Annotated in this window: 14 protein-coding genes; 9 read left to right on the forward strand and 5 right to left on the reverse strand. The window is 53.4% G+C overall.

Annotated features, from left to right (window positions below; all coding sequences use genetic code 11):
• Positions 1–319: 319 nt before the first annotated feature.
• The 3 genes from ACPUC8_RS02430 to rcsB are packed head-to-tail and all read left to right on the forward strand — an operon-like array spanning position 320 to position 4807.
• Entirely contained in the window at positions 320–1474 is a 1155-nt protein-coding gene (locus ACPUC8_RS02430; protein ID WP_494925532.1) for an MFS transporter, read from the forward strand.
• Positions 1475–1497: 23 nt separating this feature from the next.
• Positions 1498–4155, forward strand: coding sequence for a phosphotransferase RcsD (gene rcsD / locus ACPUC8_RS02435; RefSeq protein WP_494925614.1), 2658 nt, complete (start codon positions 1498–1500; stop codon positions 4153–4155).
• Between the two features lies 1 nt (position 4156).
• Positions 4157–4807 carry a response regulator transcription factor RcsB gene (gene rcsB, locus ACPUC8_RS02440; protein ID WP_039328341.1) on the forward strand — a complete coding sequence of 217 codons (651 nt, stop codon included), beginning with the start codon at positions 4157–4159 and terminating at the stop codon, positions 4805–4807.
• Positions 4808–4950: 143 nt separating this feature from the next.
• On the opposite strand, the gene rcsC is transcribed toward rcsB, so the two are convergent.
• Positions 4951–7803 (reverse strand): two-component system sensor histidine kinase RcsC, encoded by a 2853-nt coding sequence (gene rcsC / locus ACPUC8_RS02445; RefSeq protein ID WP_494925533.1) that lies wholly within the window; start codon positions 7801–7803, stop codon positions 4951–4953.
• 166 nt (positions 7804–7969) lie between these two features.
• The gene (gyrA, locus tag ACPUC8_RS02450) at positions 7970–10606 is read right to left on the reverse strand and encodes a DNA topoisomerase (ATP-hydrolyzing) subunit A (RefSeq protein ID WP_039328343.1); all 2637 of its coding nucleotides are present in this window, start codon (positions 10604–10606) and stop codon (positions 7970–7972) included.
• 177 nt (positions 10607–10783) lie between these two features.
• Between gyrA and ubiG the strand changes: the two genes are divergently transcribed.
• A complete protein-coding gene (ubiG, locus tag ACPUC8_RS02455) occupies positions 10784–11509 on the forward strand; it encodes a bifunctional 2-polyprenyl-6-hydroxyphenol methylase/3-demethylubiquinol 3-O-methyltransferase UbiG (RefSeq protein ID WP_039328344.1) in 726 nt (241 codons plus the stop codon).
• Positions 11510–11774: 265 nt separating this feature from the next.
• Here ubiG and lsrG read toward each other — a convergent pair whose 3' ends face one another.
• The gene (gene lsrG / locus ACPUC8_RS02460) at positions 11775–12071 is read right to left on the reverse strand and encodes a (4S)-4-hydroxy-5-phosphonooxypentane-2,3-dione isomerase (protein ID WP_039328345.1); all 297 of its coding nucleotides are present in this window, start codon (positions 12069–12071) and stop codon (positions 11775–11777) included.
• 209 nt (positions 12072–12280) lie between these two features.
• On the opposite strand from lsrG, the gene lsrK reads away from it, so the two are divergent.
• The 4 genes from lsrK to yfaE all read left to right on the forward strand — a co-directional run bounded on the left by lsrK (position 12281) and on the right by yfaE (position 18063).
• Entirely contained in the window at positions 12281–13852 is a 1572-nt protein-coding gene (lsrK, locus tag ACPUC8_RS02465) for an autoinducer-2 kinase (RefSeq protein WP_494925534.1), read from the forward strand.
• A 466-nt stretch (positions 13853–14318) separates the two neighbouring features.
• Positions 14319–16604 (forward strand): class 1a ribonucleoside-diphosphate reductase subunit alpha, encoded by a 2286-nt coding sequence (gene nrdA, locus ACPUC8_RS02470; protein ID WP_058969170.1) that lies wholly within the window; start codon positions 14319–14321, stop codon positions 16602–16604.
• 65 nt (positions 16605–16669) lie between these two features.
• The gene (nrdB, locus tag ACPUC8_RS02475) at positions 16670–17800 is read left to right on the forward strand and encodes a class Ia ribonucleoside-diphosphate reductase subunit beta (protein ID WP_039328348.1); all 1131 of its coding nucleotides are present in this window, start codon (positions 16670–16672) and stop codon (positions 17798–17800) included.
• A 2-nt stretch (positions 17801–17802) separates the two neighbouring features.
• Complete coding sequence (gene yfaE / locus ACPUC8_RS02480; protein ID WP_039328349.1) at positions 17803–18063, forward strand: class I ribonucleotide reductase maintenance protein YfaE; 261 nt, start codon at positions 17803–17805, stop codon at positions 18061–18063.
• A 104-nt stretch (positions 18064–18167) separates the two neighbouring features.
• Here yfaE and ACPUC8_RS02485 read toward each other — a convergent pair whose 3' ends face one another.
• Positions 18168–19364: a nicotinamide mononucleotide deamidase-related protein YfaY gene (locus ACPUC8_RS02485; protein ID WP_039328350.1), complete on the reverse strand. Its 1197-nt coding sequence runs from the start codon at positions 19362–19364 to the stop codon at positions 18168–18170.
• A gap of 152 nt (positions 19365–19516) precedes the next feature.
• Positions 19517–19825, reverse strand: a complete 309-nt coding sequence (elaB, locus tag ACPUC8_RS02490) for a stress response protein ElaB (RefSeq protein WP_039328351.1) — start codon at positions 19823–19825, stop codon at positions 19517–19519.
• Positions 19826–20116: 291 nt separating this feature from the next.
• Here elaB and ACPUC8_RS02495 point away from each other — a divergent pair, with 291 nt between their 5' ends.
• The gene (locus ACPUC8_RS02495) at positions 20117–21775 is read left to right on the forward strand and encodes a glucan biosynthesis protein D (RefSeq protein ID WP_039328353.1); all 1659 of its coding nucleotides are present in this window, start codon (positions 20117–20119) and stop codon (positions 21773–21775) included.
• Positions 21776–21802 lie beyond the last annotated feature (27 nt).

Consider the following 21802-nt stretch of genomic DNA (forward strand, 5'->3'; position numbering starts at 1 on the left):
TTAATATTCATGCGTTAATTCTCTGCCGTTATTCAGTCGTTTAAGAAAAAAGTTCTGGCGCATTTGTGACCATTCTTTGATTCAAAATTATTGATTCTGGCGGGCATGAAGGAGAGGAAAGAATTTAACTTAAGTCACTCACGCGATGATCGGGTCATGCCAGGAAAGTTCTGGAAAAGCATAACGGCAGGCAAAATATCGGTAATATGCCTGTTTCTGACGATAACGGCTGCGACCAGACCGCCCCAGATCTAAGGTGTGATGCCCGCTTTAGTGCTAAACTTCGTCGCTCTAACAGTTAATGATAAAACCACTTTTTATGACAGCACTGGACGCCGCACAGCACAACAATTTGCATCAACGAGTTAATCTGGGTACACGCATCGTTTTCCTGATTGCCGGGTTAAGCATGTCCGCATGGGCCCCCTTGGTGCCCTTTGCTAGCCAGCGCCTGGCGCTGAGCGGTGCATCACTCGGTGGCTTGCTGTTGTGTCTTGGCATCGGTTCGCTTGCCGCGATGCCGGTGACGGGCGCACTGATTGCGCGCTTTGGTGGCCGAAGTGTCATGCTATGTTCCACGTTAGTGGTGCTGGCAATATTGCCGCTGCTCGCCATCCTTGATCAGATATGGCTAATGGCCGTCACCCTGATGATCTTTGGTGCCGGACTGGGCATGCTGGACGTCGCGATGAATGTGCAAGCGGTCGAAGTAGAAAAAGCAGCACACAAACCGATGATGTCGGGTTTTCATGGTTTTTTCAGCCTCGGTGGCATTATCGGAGCTGGAAGCGTGAGTTTGCTGCTGAGCAGTGGATTGACGCCATTGCAGGCGGTGGCGGTGGTGATGGTATTGATCGTCGCGCTACTGTTTATCTGCCTGCCGACTCTGATGACAGAACGCCTGCATCAACCTGATCAACCCTGGCTGGTGATACCGCGTGGCTGGGTCGCTTTCCTCGGCCTACTCTGTTTTATCCTGTTCCTCGCGGAAGGGGCGGTACTCGACTGGAGTGCCCTGCTGCTACTGCAAAGCCCGGAAATGAGTGTGGCGCATGCGGGTTTGGGCTACGCCATCTTCTCCATCGCGATGACGCTGGGCCGTCTGACAGGGGATAAAGTCATCCAGCGCTTTGGCCGTTATCCGGTGATGTTGACTGGCGCACTGGCAGCCGCAGCAGGGATGACGCTGGCGGTAATACTTCCCTGGCCACAGGTTGCCTTGTTGGCTTTCCTGTTAGTCGGCTTTGGTCTGGCAAACACGGTACCGATGCTGTTCAATGCCGCGGGGAATCAACACGATATGCCGTCGAATCGGGCGATTTCTGCCATGACAACTTTAGGCTATGCAGGTATTCTTTCAGGTCCGGCTTTAATCGGATTTATTTCCCAGTGGCTCAGTTTGAGTGGCGCATTTTTGTTTATCGCCCTACTGCTGCTGGCCGTTGCCGCCAGTGCTCGCCTGGTGGCGCGCTAATTGCAGGATCCTGAGACACTATGCTGCCTTATAAATTTCCTCTGACCTCCGGTAACGTTACCCGCTTCTTCGTGGTGTTTAACCTGGTGCTTTTTTTGGCGCTGGGCGCGATGGTGCACAACAGCGTCAATGCCTGGATAACCGAGAAGCGCTATGCGATGACCGACTTAGCGCGCGCCATTCAGAAGCGCATCGACGCTTCTCGTTTCGCCACCTGGCAGATTTATGAAAATCTCGCTACAACTGCCGCCGGTTCTACCCCTAACAGCAATCTGCAGGAAACCCGATTACGCCCGGATGTCTACTACCTGGAAAAGACGCGCCGTAAAACGGAAGCGTTGATCTTTGGTTCACACGACAGCAGCACACTGGACATGACCATGCGCATGTCCAACTATCTCGATACGCTGTGGGGCGCTGAGAATCCCACCTGGTCCATGTATTTTCTCAATGGTCAGGACAATAGTCTGATCATGATCTCCACGCTGCCGCTGAAAGACATGGCAACACGCTATAAAGAGAGCGCGATTAATACGCTGGTCGATAGCCGCCGTGCCGAAATGCTGCAACAGGCGAATGCACTGGATGAACGCGAAAGCTTCTCGCCATTGCGTCATTTTGCCTGGCAAAACGATCACTACTTTACGCTGCGCACCACCTTCAACCAGCCGGGTCACTTAGCAACCGTGGTGGCGTTTGATTTACCCATCAACGATCTGATCCCACACAGCATGCCGCTGGAGAATTTCCAGCTGATTCAGGATGCGGCGCAGACAACCAGCACCAGTAGTGAGGATGCCAGCAGCGAAAGCACACATGTCACGCTGGCGAATCCTAATCTTGAAATTGCCGCATCATTGCCAAGCACCTCACTGCAGCTGGTTTATCGTGTGCCGCTGACCAGTCTGGCGCTGGATACCCTGCACAACCTGATGTGGCCACTGTTGATTAACCTGGTGCTGTTCCTGCTATCTATTGCTGGCATCACCCTGTTACGCCAGCAATCGCTGCGCCCCAACGAGAACCAGAGTGCGGAACTTGACTCGCTGCGGATGTTAAATGAAGAGATTGTGGCCAGTTTGCCGGTTGGCCTGCTGGTATATGATTTCGCCACCAACCGTACGCTGTTGAGTAACAAGATTGCCGAACACCTGTTACCGCACCTGAATCTGCAAAAAATCATCAATATGTCCGATCAACACCAGGGGGTATTGCAGGCGACCATCAACAATGAGGTGTATGAGATTCGCCACGCGCGCAGTGTGCTGTCCGCTCATACGCAGTTGTTTATGATGCGCGATCAGGATCGTGAATTACTGGTCAATAAAAAGCTGCAAAAAGCGCAGCAGGTGTTGGATCGTAATCACCAGATGCGCCAGCAGTTGATGCAAAATTTGGGTCACGCGTTAAACCGCCCACTGGAGAGCATGGTGGCGCAGTTAGTCCAGCTCAGTCAGCGTGATGATGATGAGACAGTGCTGGATCTGCTCGACGAAAGTCAGGGTCTGGCACGATTAGTGGATGACATCGTCTTGCTCAACCGCCTGGAAGCGCACGACTGGTCACCGGATGCCAGCGTGTTCAACTTGCAAGAGCTGCTGGACGAAATCGCCTTAGAAAGTCTTCCGCTGATGCGCCGCAAAGGGCTGTCACTGGTGATGAATAATCACCTTGCCAGCGACGAGATGCGTTTTGGCGATCGCCGCGCGCTGCGTAAGGTGCTGACCACGCTAATGCACTATGCGCTGACGACCACGCAGTGGGGCAAGATTACGCTGGAAATCAAAGCCAGTGAAAGCAAGCCGAACAGCGTACTGCTGCAGTTAGTCGACACCGGCTCCGGACTGAGTGTGGACGAACTGGCGAATGTCGATTTCCCTTACCTGGGTGAAACCACGCAAGACCGCTTTGGCCAGGCCTCAGGCATGGCATTCTTCCTGTGCAAGCAGTTGTGTAAGCAAATGGGTGGGCAGCTTGAGATCATTGCCAAACCCGATATCGGTTCGCGCTACAACATTCAATTGCCGCTGGCGCTGGAACAGCAAGGCGAGCAGGAAGAGAAGCTGCTGGAAGGCGTCACTGCACTGGTCGATATCGCGGTGGAAGACGTACACAAAATTGTTTGCCGCCATCTGGAAAACTGGGGAGCAAATTGCCTGACCTCTGACGAACGTCTGTCAGGGCAGGAACATGACGTGCTGGTCACCGATGATCCAACACGCCTGAGCGGCTGGTCATTACTGCTGGCCGATGACGAAATGGGATATCGCGTTTTAAACGAGCAGCAAATTCGGGTCAACTTCAACCTGAGCAATGCGCTGCTTGATGCGTTGCTCGCGCTGATTGAGAAACAAATGGCGCATGATTTGATAGAGGAGAGTAGCGAAGATGAAGCTGCCACCCCGCTATTAAGCGGCGGCTATTTCCAGCTGTTTACCGAGACAGTACCGCCTGATGTGAAGAGACTGTATACTGAAGCCGCGGAAAAGGATTATCCCTCGCTTGCTCAGACAGCACATCGCCTGAAAGGCGTATTTGCCATGTTAAATCTGGTACCAGGTAAACTGCTATGTGAAGCGTTAGAACAACACATAAAAGCATGTGACGATTTAACCATTAAAAATACCACCAGTGAAATTGACGCTTACGTCAACCAACTGCTGCAGCAAGGTAACCAATAAGATGAATAACTTGAACGTAATTATTGCCGATGACCATCCGATCGTTCTGTTCGGTATCCGTAAATCTCTGGAACAGATCGAATGGGTCAACGTTGTAGGTGAGTTCGAAGACTCAACAGCACTGATCAACAGCTTGTCCAAACTCGATGCGAACGTCTTAATCACCGATCTCTCCATGCCTGGCGAGAAGTACGGTGATGGCATCACCCTGATTAAATACATCAAACGTCACTATCCGGATCTCTCAATTATCGTTCTGACCATGAACAATAACCCAGCGATCCTGAGTGCCGTGTTGGATTTGGATATCGAAGGGATCGTGCTGAAACAAGGCGCGCCTACCGATCTGCCAAAAGCGTTGGCGGCCCTGCAGAAAGGCAAGAAATATACGCCGGAAAGCGTGGCAAAACTGCTGGAGAAGATCAGTGCCGGTGGTTACGGAGACAAACGCCTGTCACCGAAAGAGAGTGAAGTACTGCGTCTGTTCTCTGAAGGCTTCCTCGTGACTGAGATTGCCAAAAAGCTCAACCGCAGTATCAAAACCATCAGTAGCCAGAAGAAATCAGCGATGATGAAACTGGGCGTGGATAACGATATCGCGCTGCTGAACTACCTCTCATCTGTTAGCGCCACCCAGATCGACAAAGACTAATCATAACAGGCGCACTTCGGTGCGCCTGTTTGTTGCTACACAATGTCCATCTGTTTAGGGTAGCGGCGCAATTTATTGCGCGATAAATCGCGCAGCTACAGCTGGAACGCTTATCTCATTGATAGCATTGCTATTCCTTTGCATTACCCTTCCCTGCTTTTCCTGACCCGCTCCGCGTAAATCGCTAAGGTTGTTTTCAACACATCCAGCGTGACCGGTTTAGACAGACAGTTATCCATACCCGCATCCATACAGCGCTGCTTCTCTTCTGCCAAAGCATTAGCTGTAACACCAATCACCGGGAATGCATGTCCCAGCTGGCGTAAGCGCTGAGTCAGTCGGTAGCCATCCATATTCGGCATGTTGACGTCACTCAGCACAATGTCGATATGGTTGCGACTCAACACGTTCAGGGCATCGACACCATCCTGAGCGGTTTTGGTTTGGTAGCCCAACGTGCCCAACTGCTCTGACAGCAGCATGCGGTTAATGGGATGGTCATCAACTATCAGCACCATGATGTCATCGTAGTTTGCGGCTTCCTGCACCAGCGGCAGCTGCGGAGTGCTGGTGGTATCACTGTTAATATTGATGCGGTAGATGCGGCCTAACAGCAGCGGCAGGTCATGTAAGGTCGCGGTACTGTGCACCCATTGGCCTGGCGCGCTTTCCAGCGGCATATCGATATGCGCACCGCAAATACGGATGCGGGCGCCCACGGGATGCGCAGGAAGATCATCATGATCGCTGATAATGACATCTTCACTGGACGCCTGCCCCTGATAGTCGGCGACCTGGATGCCCTGCTGTTGCAGTAAACGTTGCAGGAATTTGGCGAGATAGTCATTACGCAGGTCAAGCCAAATGGCCTTTTCTTGCAATCCATCCAACAACGGAGGTGCCGGCTGCTGGCCCGCGTAAATCGGAATACGCACCACAAACTGGCTGCCCATGCCAGGCTCGGAGTCGACTTCAATATCGCCATCCATCATGTTGATCAGCTTTTCGCAGATAGCCAGCCCCAGCCCGGTTCCCTGGAAGTTGCGCTGCACACCGGACCCAACCTGGAAGAACGGGTCAAACAGGCGCGTAACCTCTTTGGCGGGAATACCCACACCCGTATCACGCACACGGAAGGCCAGATATCCCTCCCTCACATAGGCATGCAGAATAATGCAGCCGGTATGGGTGAATTTGATGGCATTATTCAGCAGGTTAGAAATCACCTGTTGCAGACGCATCGGATCGCCTTCCAGCGTCAGCGGCACGTCATTCTCAATAAAAACATACAGCGTCAGGCGCTTACGCACCACCAGCGAGAGATAGTTACCGGCAATGTGATTGATGACTTCACGCGGAGAGAAGGGACGCGGCTCGATCTTCAACTGCTCAGATTCAATTTTCGAGAAGTCGAGAATATCGCTGATGATCTTCAACAACAGGCTCGACGAGTTATTCATCGCCGTCACCAGTGAATCGACACCTTTCGGCAATGCCTTGGTTTGCAATAAATCGAGGTTACCAATAATACCGTACAGCGGCGTGCGCAACTCATGACTAACGGTGGCGAGGAACATGGATTTCGACTGGCTCGCCTGTTCCGCGGCATGTGCCATTTCCTGCAGCGACTGCTCCATTCGAACACGTGCGGAAACATCGACCAGCACGCAAATCGCCACGTTTTCGTTGCGATAGCGCGAATGGACAAAGCTGATTTGCAGGTTAGTGTTGGTGCCCGTCAGTACGTCGACGAAGTTGACCTGCTGGCCGCCGATGATCTCGTTCAGGCGCTGGCGATCTTCCTGCGTCAGCAGTGTCAGATAGTTATGCGCCAGTTCATTACTGAGAATATTGGTGCCATCACTGGTGCGCAGAATACAGATGCCCACCGGTGCCGAAGCGACAATTTTACGGTTGAACTGCTCATGCTCTTCCAGCCGATGCGCATTGTCTTCGGCGGGCAGGAACATGCGGCGCTCGAAAATCCACGCCAGGGTGAACAGCACCAGCGCGCTGAGAATATTCAGCAGCAGTGCGTTAATCAGCATGAGCTTAAGCTGATCCATCAACACATCGGTCGAGAGTGACCACACCACGTTGAGGTTGGATGGCGGCAACGGTTTTTTTAACACCAGTTGACGGTAACTATCCAGATAACCAAACCAGGTGCTGTCATCCGGCAAATCGTCGAGTGAATAGCCAGGACCACCGCGGCGCGAACTGAGTAGTGGTCGATAGTTTTCATCCGTGATGGTCGCCACCAGCGGCAATCCACCGGGTTGAATGAACTCGTCCAGACGAATATTTTGTTCAACACCTAACAGCGCCTGCAATTTGTTAGCTACGTACACCGGCATCACCATATAAAAATTTCCCACGCCAGGCTGGCTGCTGGGGGTGATCCAATACATGGGGTTACGCCGCTCTTCTTCATTACCACTGCGATAGTGCAGCACGCGTTCGCGCAGCGCCTTCAGGCTGCGTTCGCGATCAACGGAGTTATTGTTGCCAATGGTGAAGTCCGCCAGGCACTGATTCTCGCCACCAATAAAGAACACCCGGTTCAACTCATAGGCGGAGGCGAAGTTGCTTTTCCAGTAATTAATGAAGTAGCTGAGCGAATCGAGCGAGTTGCGCCAGGTGTTGCTCATTGAGGTGCAATCACCGTCTGAGAATAACGGCGTGAACTGCGGTAACGTGCCTTTGCTGGTGGGTAAACCGTTCAGCACATCCAGCCCATTAGCACTGTTACTCAAGCGATTTTCCGTGATGTACTTCAATTCGCGCATCACATCCGCGGAATGACGGACATACCACTCGGCCTGACCATAATTAGTCGCAAACTCCTGACGAACCGCGTTCTCTTTCTCATGCAGCACGTTAATGATGAAAAAGGTGGTCAGTAAGGCACCCAGCGCCCAAAGCAGCAACGCCAGTGCGCGAAAAAGATAGCGCGAGATGCGAAGCGTGGTACGGAAGGAGACGAGATATTTCAAAAGAGGCTCACTGGCGGCAAGGTGTTGTCAGGATGTTGAAAAGTCCTCATACACTAGCTTTATCGGGGTTAAAAAGCCAGCCAGCACGCGACTTTGGGAGTAAAACTCAGATAAAAAAACGGCAGGTCAGTTACCTGACCTGCCGTTAAATAATCCAGGAGATGGATTACTCTTCGTCGTCCGCTTCCGGCACGTCATCGCTATCCACTTCTGGAGCGATGTCATCTTCACCTTCCGCTACGCTGCCGTCGATGGCGTCGAGTTCTTCCTCTTCCACCGGCTCAGCAACACGCTGCAGACCGACAACATTTTCGTCTTCTGCGGTGCGGATCAGGATCACACCTTGCGTGTTACGACCCACCACGCTGACTTCGGACACGCGTGTACGCACCAGTGTGCCAGCATCGGTGATCATCATGATCTGATCGCCATCCACCACCTGTACCGCACCAATCACTGGCCCGTTACGTTCGGTGACTTTAATTGAGATCACACCCTGAGTGGCACGTGATTTGGTTGGGTACTCGCTGTTAGCGGTACGCTTACCGTAACCGTTTTGCGTCACGGTGAGGATAGCGCCCTCTTCACGCGGCACAATCAACGACACCACTTTGTCATTTTCAGCCAGCTTAATACCACGCACACCGGATGCGGAACGTCCCATGGCGCGAACAGCGGTCTCAGCAAAGCGCACCACTTTACCCGCGGCAGAGAACAGCATCGCTTCGTCGCTACCGTTGGTCAGCGCAACGCCGATCAGCTCATCATCTTCACGCAGATTGATAGCGATGATACCGGCGCTACGTGGACGGCTGAACTCCTGCAGGGCCGTTTTCTTCACGGTACCATCCGCGGTCGCCATAAAGATGTTGAAGCCTTCGGTGTATTCACGCACTGGCAGAATGGCGGTGATACGTTCGTTGGCTTCCAGCGGCAGCAGGTTGACGATTGGACGACCACGCGCTCCACGGCTCGCTTCTGGCAGCTGATAGACTTTCATCCAGTACAGGCGGCCACGGCTAGAGAAGCACAGAATGGTGTCATGGGTGTTGGCCACCAGCAGACGGTCAATAAAGTCTTCTTCTTTAATACGCGCAGCAGATTTGCCTTTGCCACCACGACGCTGAGCTTCATAGTCGGTCAGCGGTTGGTATTTGACATACCCTTGATGCGACAAGGTGACCACAACGTCTTCCTGATTGATCAGGTCTTCGATGTTGATGTCAGCGCTGTTCGCGGTGATTTCGGTACGACGTGCATCACCAAACTGATCGCGCATTGCCACCAGCTCTTCGCGGATCACTTCCATCAAACGCTCAGCGCTCTGCAGGATGTGGATCAATTCTGCGATCTGGTCCAGCAACTCTTTGTATTCGTCGAGCAGTTTTTCATGCTCAAGGCCGGTCAGTTTCTGCAGACGCAGATCCAGAATCGCCTGGGCTTGCTGTTCAGTCAGATAGTACTGACCGTCGCGAATACCGAACTGCGCTTCCAGCCACTCAGGACGGGCGGCATCATCACCGGCACGTTCCAGCATGGCGGCAACATTACCGAGATCCCATGACTGCGCCAACAGGCCCGCTTTCGCTTCGGCTGGGGTTGGTGCACGACGAATCAGTTCGATGATCGGGTCGATGTTAGCCAGCGCAATCGCCAGACCTTCAAGGATGTGTGCACGGTCACGTGCTTTACGCAGCTCGAAGATGGTACGGCGCGTCACCACTTCACGGCGATGGCGCACGAAGGCTTCGATGATGCCTTTCAGCGTCATGATCTTCGGCTGGCCCTGATGCAGAGCAACCATGTTGATGCCGAATGAGACCTGCAACTGCGTCAGCGAGTAGAGGTTGTTCAGTACCACTTCGCCCACCGCGTCGCGTTTGATCTCGATAACGATACGCATACCGTCTTTATCGGATTCATCACGCAGACCGCTGATGCCTTCAACGCGTTTTTCTTTTACCAGCTCGGCAATTTTCTCGATCAGGCGCGCTTTGTTCACCTGATATGGAATTTCATTGACGATGATGGTTTCGCGGCCGGTCTTGGCGTCGGTCTCGATCTCACCGCGCGCGCGGATGTAAATCTTGCCGCGACCCGTGCGATAAGCTTCCTCAATACCACGACGACCATTGATGAACGCTGCGGTTGGGAAGTCCGGGCCGGTGATGTGTTCCATCAGACCTTCAACGGTGATCTCTTCATCTTCGATGAACGCCAGACAGCCGTTGATCACTTCCGTTAAGTTGTGCGGCGGAATATTGGTCGCCATACCTACGGCGATACCGGACGAACCGTTTACCAGCAGGTTAGGAATTTTGGTCGGCAGAACTTCAGGGATCTGCTCAGTGCCGTCATAGTTCGGTACGAAATCGACGGTTTCTTTTTCCAGGTCAGCCAGCAGCTCTGAGGAAATTTTCGCCATACGCACTTCGGTATAACGCATCGCTGCAGCGGAGTCGCCGTCGACAGAACCGAAGTTACCCTGACCATCTACCAGCATGTAGCGCAGGGAGAACGGCTGGGCCATACGAACGATACTTTCGTAAACAGCGGAATCACCATGTGGGTGATATTTACCGATTACGTCACCGACCACACGGGCCGATTTCTTATAAGGTTTGTTCCAGTCGTTACCGAGTTCGCTCATGGCAAACAGCACACGGCGGTGCACCGGCTTCAGGCCATCACGCACATCGGGTAAGGCTCGGCCAACGATGACCGACATGGCGTAATCGAGGTAAGAGTTTTTTAACTCTTCTTCGATATTGACCGGTGTAATTTCTCTCGCAAGGTCGCTCATGGAGCCGCTATCCCTCTACATAATCCCGGATTTTAATGGTGCGAAACTATATCACATTGCTTGCCCACGGTGAACGTTAAGCAGGGTTTAATCCCGCTTTTCCTTTCAGGTGAGAGATGCGCTGGCGAGACTTAAGCGTTTATACTGAGGGAATATTTTGTCAGGAGTCTTGATTCAATGAGTGAACAACCGCAGGAAAGCCGCCAGAACGTCGACCACGCTGAGATCGCTAAGTTTGAAGCGGTGGCATCACGCTGGTGGGATTTAGAGGGTGAATTTAAGCCGTTACACCGTATCAATCCCCTGCGTCTTGGCTGGATTGCTCAGCACAGCAATGGCTTGTTTGGTAAGAAGGTGTTGGATGTGGGTTGCGGCGGCGGCATCCTGGCTGAAAGTATGGCGCGTGAAGGTGCCAATGTGACTGGACTGGATATGGGTGCAGAGCCGTTGGAAGTGGCGCGTTTACATGCGCTGGAGAGCGGCGTCAGCGTCAATTATGTGCAGCAAACCGTGGAGGACCACGCCGCCAGCCATGCCGGGCAGTATGACGTGGTGACCTGCATGGAGATGCTGGAGCACGTGCCCGATCCGCGTTCGGTGGTGCTGGCTTGCGCGCAGTTAGTGAAACCCGGCGGCGAAGTGTTTTTCTCGACGATTAACCGCAATCCAAAGGCCTGGCTGCTGGCGGTGTTCGGAGCCGAATACGTGATGCGTATGGTGCCGCGTGGGACGCATGATGTTAAGAAGTTCATCCGTCCGGCTGAACTGCTGAACTGGGTCGATGAAACGCCATTGCGTGAGATGGGTATGATTGGCCTGCACTACAATCCGCTGACCAATCAGTTCCGTCTGGGGCGTGGCGTGGATGTGAATTATATGGTGCATACGCATCGCCAGGATTGAGTTTTTGCGCGGGTGCGGTGGGATTGGCACGTTGCCGCTGTGGGATCGGTGAGTTGGCCAGTCACCCCCCGCCCGATCGCAAAGGAATCATGCATCCATGCAGATCGGCCGCCGCATCCCGGCGGCGGACGCTTTGCTCTTCGGGCGGGGGGTGACTGGCCCTTAGAGTTGATCATGGCTTTTATGAACGGCCTAAAGCCGCACCCAGCAGGTCTATACTTCAGGTTCAGGTTCAGGTTCAGGTTCAGGTTCAGGACGTTAATCCCTAAGCTTGTGGGAAAATCCCCTTAAACGCGGTTTTCTTTCTCGGTTCGCTCATCAACGCCTCTAGTGCCTCGACGCAAGCCAGGTAGTGCGGCGTTTTTTTGTGTGCCAACACTGCGGCTTCATCGGCGTAAGCTTCATAAATAAAGAAGCGCGTGGGTACACTGCTGTCCTGTAACACGTCAAAACGGAGATTACCCGGTTCCTGCAATGCCCCTAAATGATTCAGCTCGAAAACTCGCAGAAATTCGTCGATACAGTCGGGTTTTACGTTGATTTCGACCAGCGTCACTTCCATCAGTTCGTTCCTTTCATCGTCATTCGCAGAGTGGCAATCCTGGCCAGGCTGGTTGAATAAAACTCTTGCAGCGATCACAGTTCGCACTTTCATCCCTTGGCTAACCCCTTCATCTGGAGGTGAAAACCCACTCACACAGCTATCTTTGCAGTAACACCCGTTGGGCCGTCGGCGTGGAGCACTCGTTCCGTATTGACAGGAGTTTCGTGATGACACACGCCCCGCATTTAATGGCGCTCGACGCTGGCACCGGCAGTATTCGCGCGGTGATTTTCAATCTGCAAGGAGAGCAGGTCGCCGTGGCGCAAGCGGAATGGCGGCATCTCGCCCTGCCCGATGTGCCGGGCTCGATGGAGTTTGACCTTAGCCACAACTGGCAACTTGCCTGTCAGTGCATCCGCCAGGCGCTGCAACAGTCTCAACTGCCTGCCAGCGCGATTCGCAGTGTGGCATGCTGCTCGATGCGCGAAGGCATTGTGCTTTACAACAAAGCAGGCGAAGCGATTTGGGCCTGCGCTAACGTGGACGCACGCGCCAGCCGTGAAGTAAGTGAGCTGAAGGAGATTCATCACGGCGAGTTTGAGCGTGAAATCTACCAGTGCTCGGGACAAACTCTGGCTTTAGGCGCAATGCCCCGCCTACTGTGGTTGGCGCACCATCGCCCTGACATTTATCGCCAGGCCGCCACCTTAACCATGATCAGTGACTGGCTGGCGAAGTGTCTCAGCGGTGAACTGGCAGTGGATCCGTCCAATGCGGGCACCACCGGCCTGCTGGATTTACACACTCGGCAATGGCGACCTGACCTGCTGGAGATGGCGGGATTGCGTGGCGATATCCTGTCCCCGGTCGCCGAAACCGGTACCAAGTTAGGAGAAGTTACTGCCGAAGCCGCGCGTCAATGTGGGCTGGAGAAAGGCACAGCAGTCGGCATGGGCGGCGGTGATGTGCAGTTGGGTACGCTCGGGTTAGGCGTGGTGAATGCGGGTGAGACCGCCGTACTGGGAGGCACCTTCTGGCAGCAGGTGGTGAATTTGCCCCAACCGCAGGTTGACCCTGAGATGAACATCCGCGTGAATCCACATGTGATCCCCGGCATGGCGCAGGCGGAAGCCATCAGTTTTTTCACCGGGCTAACCATGCGCTGGTTCCGCGATGCCTTTTGCGGTGAAGAGAAATTGCTCGCAGAACGCTTGGGTGTTGATTGTTACAGCCTGTTAGAAGAGATGGCCGCACGCGTGCCTGCCGGTTCATGGGGTGTGATGCCGGTGTTCTCCGATGCCATGCATTTCAATAAGTGGTATCACGCCGCTCCTTCATTTATTAACCTCTCCATCGATCCCGAACGCTGTAATAAACAAACGTTATTCCGCGCCCTGCAGGAGAACGCTGCCATCGTCTCTGCGTGTAATCTTGATCAAGTGGCAGCGTTTTCCGGCATGCGCACCTCACAACTGGTGTTTGCCGGTGGCGGGGCCAAGGGAAAACTGTGGAGTCAGATACTGAGTGATGTCACCGGATTGACGGTGAAAGTACCGCAGGTCAAAGAAGCAACAGCCCTGGGATGTGCGATAGCGGCTGGCGTGGCGGCTGGCGTTTACGACAGCTTGCAGGAGTCAGGGCAAGCACTGGTACGGTGGGAGCGTGAATTCGAGCCTAATCCACAACACCATCAACTCTACCAGCAGCAAAAGACGCGTTGGCAACAGGTCTACGCGGACCAACTGACCTTGGTGGACAGTGGGTTAACCACCTCAATGTGGAAAGCACCGGGTTTGTAATCTTACGGCTATCCAGATCAATTTCCTTTTAGACGCGTACCAGCCTTTTTTGTAGGCTGCTTAGGTCACAAAAAATTCATAAGTCATTTTAGATAAGTTCGCTACTGGCGGCCTTGTCAGGGCTTTTTTGACCTCAGAAAAATCCGGAACGGACAAGGTTGAGCAATAAACACGCGCTCGATCAAATTATGAAAAAAAACTGCTTTGCAGTTGACACCAGTTGCAGCCCTTGTGGGATGGGGATCCAGGATTTTCGCTACCCCCCAGGACGGATTTTTTCGCGAAAATCAACTCTTGTGATGATCAGAATGCTGACTAGAATACTCACCATATTGTTGTTCAAACTTCCCGCACCCCCTATATATAGTGTTTATCCACAGGCTTACTCACAACGAGCGGCTTGTGCATAGACCTTGTGAATAGATGGGGGATAACTATGTATTTCATGGACAGGTAAACACGCGACATGAACCAAAGTCTGCTCGTTACTAAACGCGATGGCCGTCAGGAACGCATTGATCTCGATAAGATTCACCGAGTACTGGATTGGGCAGCTGAAGGGCTGAACAATGTCTCCGTGTCTCAGGTTGAGCTGCGCTCCCACATTCAGTTTTACGATGGTATCCGTACTTCGGATATCCACGAGACCATCATCAAAGCGGCTGCAGACCTGATCTCCCGTGATGCCCCGGATTACCAGTATCTGGCTGCACGTCTTGCCATCTTCCACCTGCGTAAAAAAGCCTACGGCCAGTTTGAGCCGCCAAAGCTGTATGACCAGGTGGTGAAAATGGTTGAGATGGGCAAATACGATCGCCATCTGCTGGAAGATTACAGCGTTGAAGAGTTCGCGCAGATGGACGAGTTCCTCGACCACTGGCGCGATATGAACTTCTCATACGCGGCGGTAAAACAGCTGGAAGGGAAATACCTGGCACAGAACCGTGTCAGCGGCGAAATCTACGAGAGCGCGCAGTTCCTGTATATTTTGGTCGCGGCTTGCCTGTTCTCTGGTTACCCGCGTGAAACGCGTATGGATTACGTGCGTCGTTTCTATGATGCCGTTTCTACCTTCAAGATCTCATTGCCAACGCCAATCATGTCCGGCGTGCGTACACCAACCCGTCAGTTCAGCTCTTGCGTCCTGATCGAGTGTGGTGACAGCCTGGATTCTATCAACGCCACCTCCAGCGCTATCGTGAAATACGTTTCTCAGCGCGCCGGTATCGGCATCAATGCCGGTCGCATTCGTGCGCTGGGCAGCCCGATTCGTGGCGGTGAAGCTTTCCACACCGGCTGTATCCCGTTCTATAAGCATTTCCAGACGGCGGTGAAGTCGTGCTCACAAGGCGGCGTGCGTGGCGGTGCGGCGACTCTGTTCTACCCCATGTGGCATCTGGAAGTCGAAAGCCTGCTGGTACTGAAAAACAACCGTGGTGTTGAAGGCAACCGCGTGCGTCATATGGATTACGGCGTACAGATCAACAAGTTGATGTACACACGTCTGCTGAAAGGTGAAGACATCACGCTGTTCAGCCCGTCTGACGTGCCGGGTCTGTACGATGCGTTCTTCGCCGACCAGGACGAGTTTGAACGTCTGTACACCAAATATGAGAAAGACGACAGCATCCGTAAACAGCGCGTCAAAGCGGTTGAGCTGTTCTCACTGATGATGCAGGAACGTGCTTCAACTGGCCGTATCTATATCCAGAACGTCGATCACTGCAACACTCACAGCCCGTTTGATCCGGCTATCGCGCCTGTTCGCCAGTCCAACCTGTGCCTGGAAATCGCGTTGCCGACTAAACCGCTGAATGACGTGAATGACGAAAGCGGTGAGATTGCCCTGTGTACGCTGTCTGCGTTTAACCTTGGTGCAATTGATAGCCTCGACGATCTGGAAGAGCTGGCTACCCTTGCGGTACGTGCGCTGGATGCCCTGCTGGATTACCAGGACTACCCCATCCCGGCGGCAAAACGCGGCGCAATGGGCCGTCGTACGCTGGGTATTGGCGTCATTAACTACGCTTACTATCTGGCGAAGAATGGCGTGCGTTACTCTGATGGCAGCGCCAACAACCTGACGCACAAAACCTTCGAAGCGATTCAGTATTACCTGCTGAAAGCCTCGAACGAGTTAGCGAAAGAGCAAGGTGCCTGCACGTGGTTCAAAGAGACCACCTACTCACAGGGCATTCTGCCGATCGATACCTATAAAAAGGACCTCGATGCGGTATGCAACGAGCCGCTGCATCTCGACTGGGAAGCACTGCGTGAGTCGATCACCACTCACGGCCTGCGTAACTCCACGCTCTCTGCCCTGATGCCGTCTGAAACCTCTTCGCAGATTTCAAACGCTACCAACGGTATTGAACCGCCGCGCGGCCACATCAGCATTAAAGCCTCGAAAGACGGCATTCTGCGTCAGGTGGTGCCAGAGTATGAGCGTCTGAAAGATCAGTACGAACTGCTGTGGGAAATGCCTTCTAACGACGGTTACCTGCAACTGGTTGGCGTCATGCAGAAGTTTATCGATCAGGCTATTTCGTCAAACACCAACTACGATCCAAGCCGTTTCGCCAATGGCAAAGTGCCAATGAAACAACTGCTGAAAGATCTGTTGACCGCGTATAAGTTTGGCGTGAAAACCCTGTATTACCAAAACACCCGTGACGGTGCGGAAGATGCGCAGGACGATCTGGCCCCATCCATTCAGGATGATGGCTGCGAAAGCGGCGCCTGTAAGATCTAATCCGGCAAACGCCCTATCATGTCAGGGCCGACACACGTCGGCCCCTCTTACTTTTGGACTTAGTCATGGCTTACACCACATTTTCGCAGAACAAAAATGACCAGTTGTTAGAACCGATGTTCTTCGGCCAGTCAGTAAACGTTGCGCGTTTCGACCAGCAGAAATATGACATCTTTGAAAAGCTGATCGAAAAGCAGCTCTCCTTCTTCTGGCGTCCAGAAGAAGTTGACGTTTCACGCGATCGTATCGATTATCAGGCGCTGCCGGATCACGAGAAACATATCTTTATCAGCAACCTGAAATATCAGACGCTGCTGGATTCGATTCAGGGCCGTAGCCCTAACGTGGCGCTGCTGCCGCTGATTTCGATTCCAGAACTGGAAACCTGGATAGAGACTTGGGCGTTTTCTGAAACCATCCACTCGCGTTCTTACACCCATATCATTCGTAACATCGTCAACGATCCTTCACTGGTATTTGACGATATCGTCACCAACGAGCAGATTCTGGCGCGTGCGCAGGATATCTCGAAGTACTACGACGACCTGATCGAGATGACCAGCTACTGGCATCTGCTGGGCGAAGGCACGCATCAAGTGGCCGGCAAAACCGTCACTGTTAATCTGCGTGCCTTGAAAAAGCAGCTGTATATCTGCCTGATGAGCGTGAACGCACTGGAAGCGATTCGCTTCTACGTCAGCTTCGCCTGTTCATTTGCTTTCGCCGAGCGCGAGCTGATGGAAGGTAACGCGAAGATCATCAAGCTGATCGCACGCGACGAGGCACTGCACCTGACCGGCACTCAGCACATGCTGAACCTGCTGCGAACCGGTGAAGACGATCCAGAAATGAAAGAGATCGCCGCCGAATGTCGTGACGAGTGTTTTGACCTGTTCAAGAAGGCCGCCGAGCAAGAAAAAGAGTGGGCAGATTATCTGTTCAGCGGCGGCTCGATGATTGGTCTGAACAAAGACATTCTGTGCCAGTATATCGAGTACATCACCAATATCCGTATGCAGGCGGTCGGTCTTGACCTGCCGTTCCAGACTCGCTCAAACCCGATTCCATGGATCAACTCCTGGCTGGTTTCCGACAACGTGCAGGTTGCGCCGCAGGAAGTTGAAGTGAGTTCTTACCTGGTTGGCCAGATTGATGCTGAAGTGGGCGAAGACGACTTCAACGACTTCCAGCTGTAAGCATGAGCCGTTCTGTTGTTATTCTGCGCAGTTCCGGCTCCCGGCTGGAGTGCGCAGAAGATCATCCCAATCTGCTGACCACGCTTGAAGCGCATAATGTGTGCGTGGAGTTTCAGTGTCGTGAAGGCTACTGTGGCTCCTGCCGCATGCGCTTGCTGAAAGGCGAAGTGGCTTACGCGGAAACCCCGTTGGCGTTTATTCAACAGGGCGAAATTTTGCCCTGCTGTTGCCGCGCTAAAGGGGAGATTGAAATAGAATTGTGATGACCCAGGTCGCCATTAATGGCGACCCTACATCGTAGAATGCGCATTTATGCGCACCGGGTTGCATCAAGATACCTGGCCACAGTTGTGCGCACCGGACAGGTTTACAACTTCACCGTCTCTAACACATCAATCCAGCCATGCCCGGTACTGACTTCGCTACCGTGCAACCAGCGTCGCAGCATGTTCATTGCCATCATTGCCACTACCTTCTGTCGCGTTTCCACGTTATGACGTCCGTGAGTGAACTTGACGCGTTGGCCCCAGCTGGCTTCTGGCGTATGCAGCGCGACAGACACTTCGCCCTCTTCCAGATTTCCCACAGAAAGCGCCAATACGGTGCCATGATGCGCGGCTAACTCTTTTGTGCGTTCAACTTGCGCTTCCAGCGTCTCCGCCTGCGGCGGCAAAATCTCAGCGGCACTGAGCGGCACCTGAGCTGACGCCAGCTGCCAGTTCAGCAATCCAGCGGTATATTGTTCGCTTAGTGCCAGGCGGAAACCCCGTTCTTGCAGTTCTCGGGCTAACAACGCAGGTAACCCTTCAGTGCCATGAAAAATCGTGCATTCTGCCAGCAACAGTTTCACTTGCTGCCACGCCTGCTCCATCGCCACGCGCTGGCTGGCTGGACCGGTGAGTTTGATTTCGATGATCGGCATCGAGGAGCGATAGCCCATCACCACGCCTTCTGGCAGCGGCAAGGGTTCAAGCTCTGCAGCGATATCACTTTCGCCACGGCCAAAGGTCGTCAGACGCAAGCATAGCGGCGGCTCGGGCAAATCAAAACGCGCTTTCAGGCGTGGAATGATCTCCTGCTCAACCATCACTTTGAATTCAGAGGGTACGCCCGGTGTGAAGAAAATCCAGCAGCGATTGAGTTGCAATGCAAAGCCGCATGCGGTGCCGACCGGGTTATCAATCAGCTCGGCATTGGCAGGAATTTCGGCCTGCTTGCGATTGCTGGGCGCCATCACACGGCCACGGCTGGCGAACCAGGCTTCCATTTTTTCCAGCCACGCCTGCTGAATCACCAGTTCAGTCCCACAAGCGGTGGCGGCCGCCAACGCACTGAGATCGTCACTGGTTGGCCCGAGGCCGCCATTAACGATCAGCACATCGGCGATTTGGCTGCGGCTCTGTAGCGCATCTACCAATGAAGACATGGCATCACCCACCGTGCTACGGCTGGTCATCGGCAAACCGTTCTGGAACAGCACATCCGCCAGCCAGGCCGCATTGGTATCGACTATCTGCCCGTGTAACACTTCATCGCCCGTTGAGAGCATTTCGACACGTATCACGTTGTATTCTCCTTATCCCTGTCGCATTACTGTAGAAAGCACGCAGGCGCAACACAATCGCAAAGGTTGCGAAACAAAGATTTGAAACAAATGGGCGTCAAAGCGGCAGAAAAGAGAGGAATCGGGCGCGCTGAATCCCGCGCCCTTGCGGATTAACGTCGCGCCAGCAGTAAACCGACAAACAGGCCCGCAGCGGCACCGATGCCGATACCCTGCCAGGGTTTGTCATGCACATATTCATCAGCGCGATAGGCGGCTTTTTTGGCACGATAGTAATAACTGTCGGACGCCTGACTGACACGGTTTTTCACGTCTTCCAGCGCCTGTTCTGCTTTCAGTTTGAGCTCGATGTACTTTTGATCGGCAGGATCCCCAGACGATTTCAGCACTTCTTCCAGCGTTTCCGTCAGCAGAGCCAGATCGTCATCAAGGCGAGTTTCAAATTGGTCTGAAGATGACACGTTGTACTTCCTCCATGTTCATAACTTATCGTTGTTTAACTATAGTCATTAATTCGCACCTTGCTGGGCAACGTAGACCAGGAATGCACCTGGTTTTAACTGACTCAGTGCAAAGTTATGTTAAGCCAGGCGTGGCGACGAGAAATCTGCTTCGCTTATTTGATTAATCTGATAAATTTTCGTCAGACTGAATTTTTTAATTTCGCGACTGTCGTAACCCCCTGTAGCCTGACGCCTAGCGTCTTACGAAAGTCTTAACACACCAGAGCAGCTAAGGATTAGATTTCCGGCATGAATCGTAGAAAATTTATGAAAGCGTCCATGGCCCTCTCTGCCGTCAGCGGCATGACCGGGCTCTCCTCGCTGTTTGCGCAGTCCGCCTGGGCCGATGATGGTATCGCCGACGGTACCGCAGTGCGCTTCGATTTCGACTCACTGAAAAAGAAAGCCTCCGCACTGGCGAAACAGCCCTGGGGCGGCGCACCCGGCCCCCTACCCGACACGCTGGCCAATTTGACACCCCAGGCCTACAACGAAATTCAGTACGATGCGAACCACTCGCTGTGGAACAACATTGCCGATCGTGAGTTGGACGTGCAGTTCTTCCACGTGGGAATGGGCTTTAAACGCCGTATTCGCATGTTCTCTGTAGATGCGGACAGCCGCGAAGCACGCGAAATTCACTTCCGTCCGGAACTGTTTAACTATCACAATGCCAATGTGGATACGCAGCAGTTAGTCGGTAAAACCGATTTGGGCTTTGCGGGTTTCCGTGCGTTCAAAAAACCTGAACTGGCACGCCGCGATATCGTGTCATTCCTCGGTGCCAGCTACTTCCGTGCCGTGGATGAAACCTATCAGTATGGATTGTCTGCGCGCGGCGTGGCGGTCAACACCTTCAGTAATGGCCATGAAGAGTTCCCAGACTTCACCGCCTTCTGGTTTGAAACGCCAAAAGCCGAGGACACCACTTTTGTGGTCTACGCCCTGCTGGATGGTGCCAGCGTCACCGGTGCGTACAAGTTCACCATCCACTGCGAAGAGAAACGTGTGGTGATGGAGGTGGAAAACCACCTGTTCGCGCGTAACGAGATTCGTCAGCTTGGCATCGCGCCAATGACCAGTATGTTCAGCTGTGGCACCAATGAGCGTCGCATGTGCAACACTTACCACCCACAAATCCACGATTCCGATCGTCTGGCGATGTGGACTGGCAAAGGTGAATGGATTGCCCGTCCATTGAATAATCCTCAGCGTTTACAGTTCAACGCCTATCAGGATGAAAACCCGCGTGGTTTCGGCCTGTTGCAGCTGAATCATGATTTCAAAGACTATCAGGACGTGATCGGCTGGTACGACAAACGTCCAAGCCTGTGGGTCGAGCCGATTGGCAAATGGGGCAAAGGTGCCATTAACCTGATGGAGATCCCGACCACCGGTGAAACGCTGGATAACGTGGTGTGCTTCTGGCAGCCCACCGAGCCGGTGAAAGCGGGTAGTGAATTCAACTTCCAGTACAAGCTCTACTGGAGCCAGTTACCGCCCGTACGCAGTGGTCTGGCGCGCGTGGATGCAACGCGTACCGGTATTGGTGGATTCCCAGAAGGTTGGGCGCCGGGAGAACACTTCCCTGACCAGTGGAGCCGTCGCTTTGCCATCGACTTCGTGGGTGGCGATCTGAAAGCCGCTGCGCCGAAGGGCATTGAGCCAGTGATCACGGTCAATTCTGGCACCATCAAACAGGTAGAGATTCTCTACGTTGAGCCAATCGACGGGTACCGCATCCTGTTTGACTGGTATCCAAACAGTGACTCAACCAAGCCGGTTGATATGCGTCTGTTCTTGCGCACCAAAGACGAGACGCTCAGTGAAACCTGGCTGTATCAGTACTTCCCGCCACCGCCCGATCAGCGTAAATACACCGACGATCGACAGATGACGCCGGGCTGATAACCACGGCGAGGAGCAATCCTCGCC

It is taken from the genome of Pantoea sp. CFCC18177 (genome assembly GCF_059412425.1).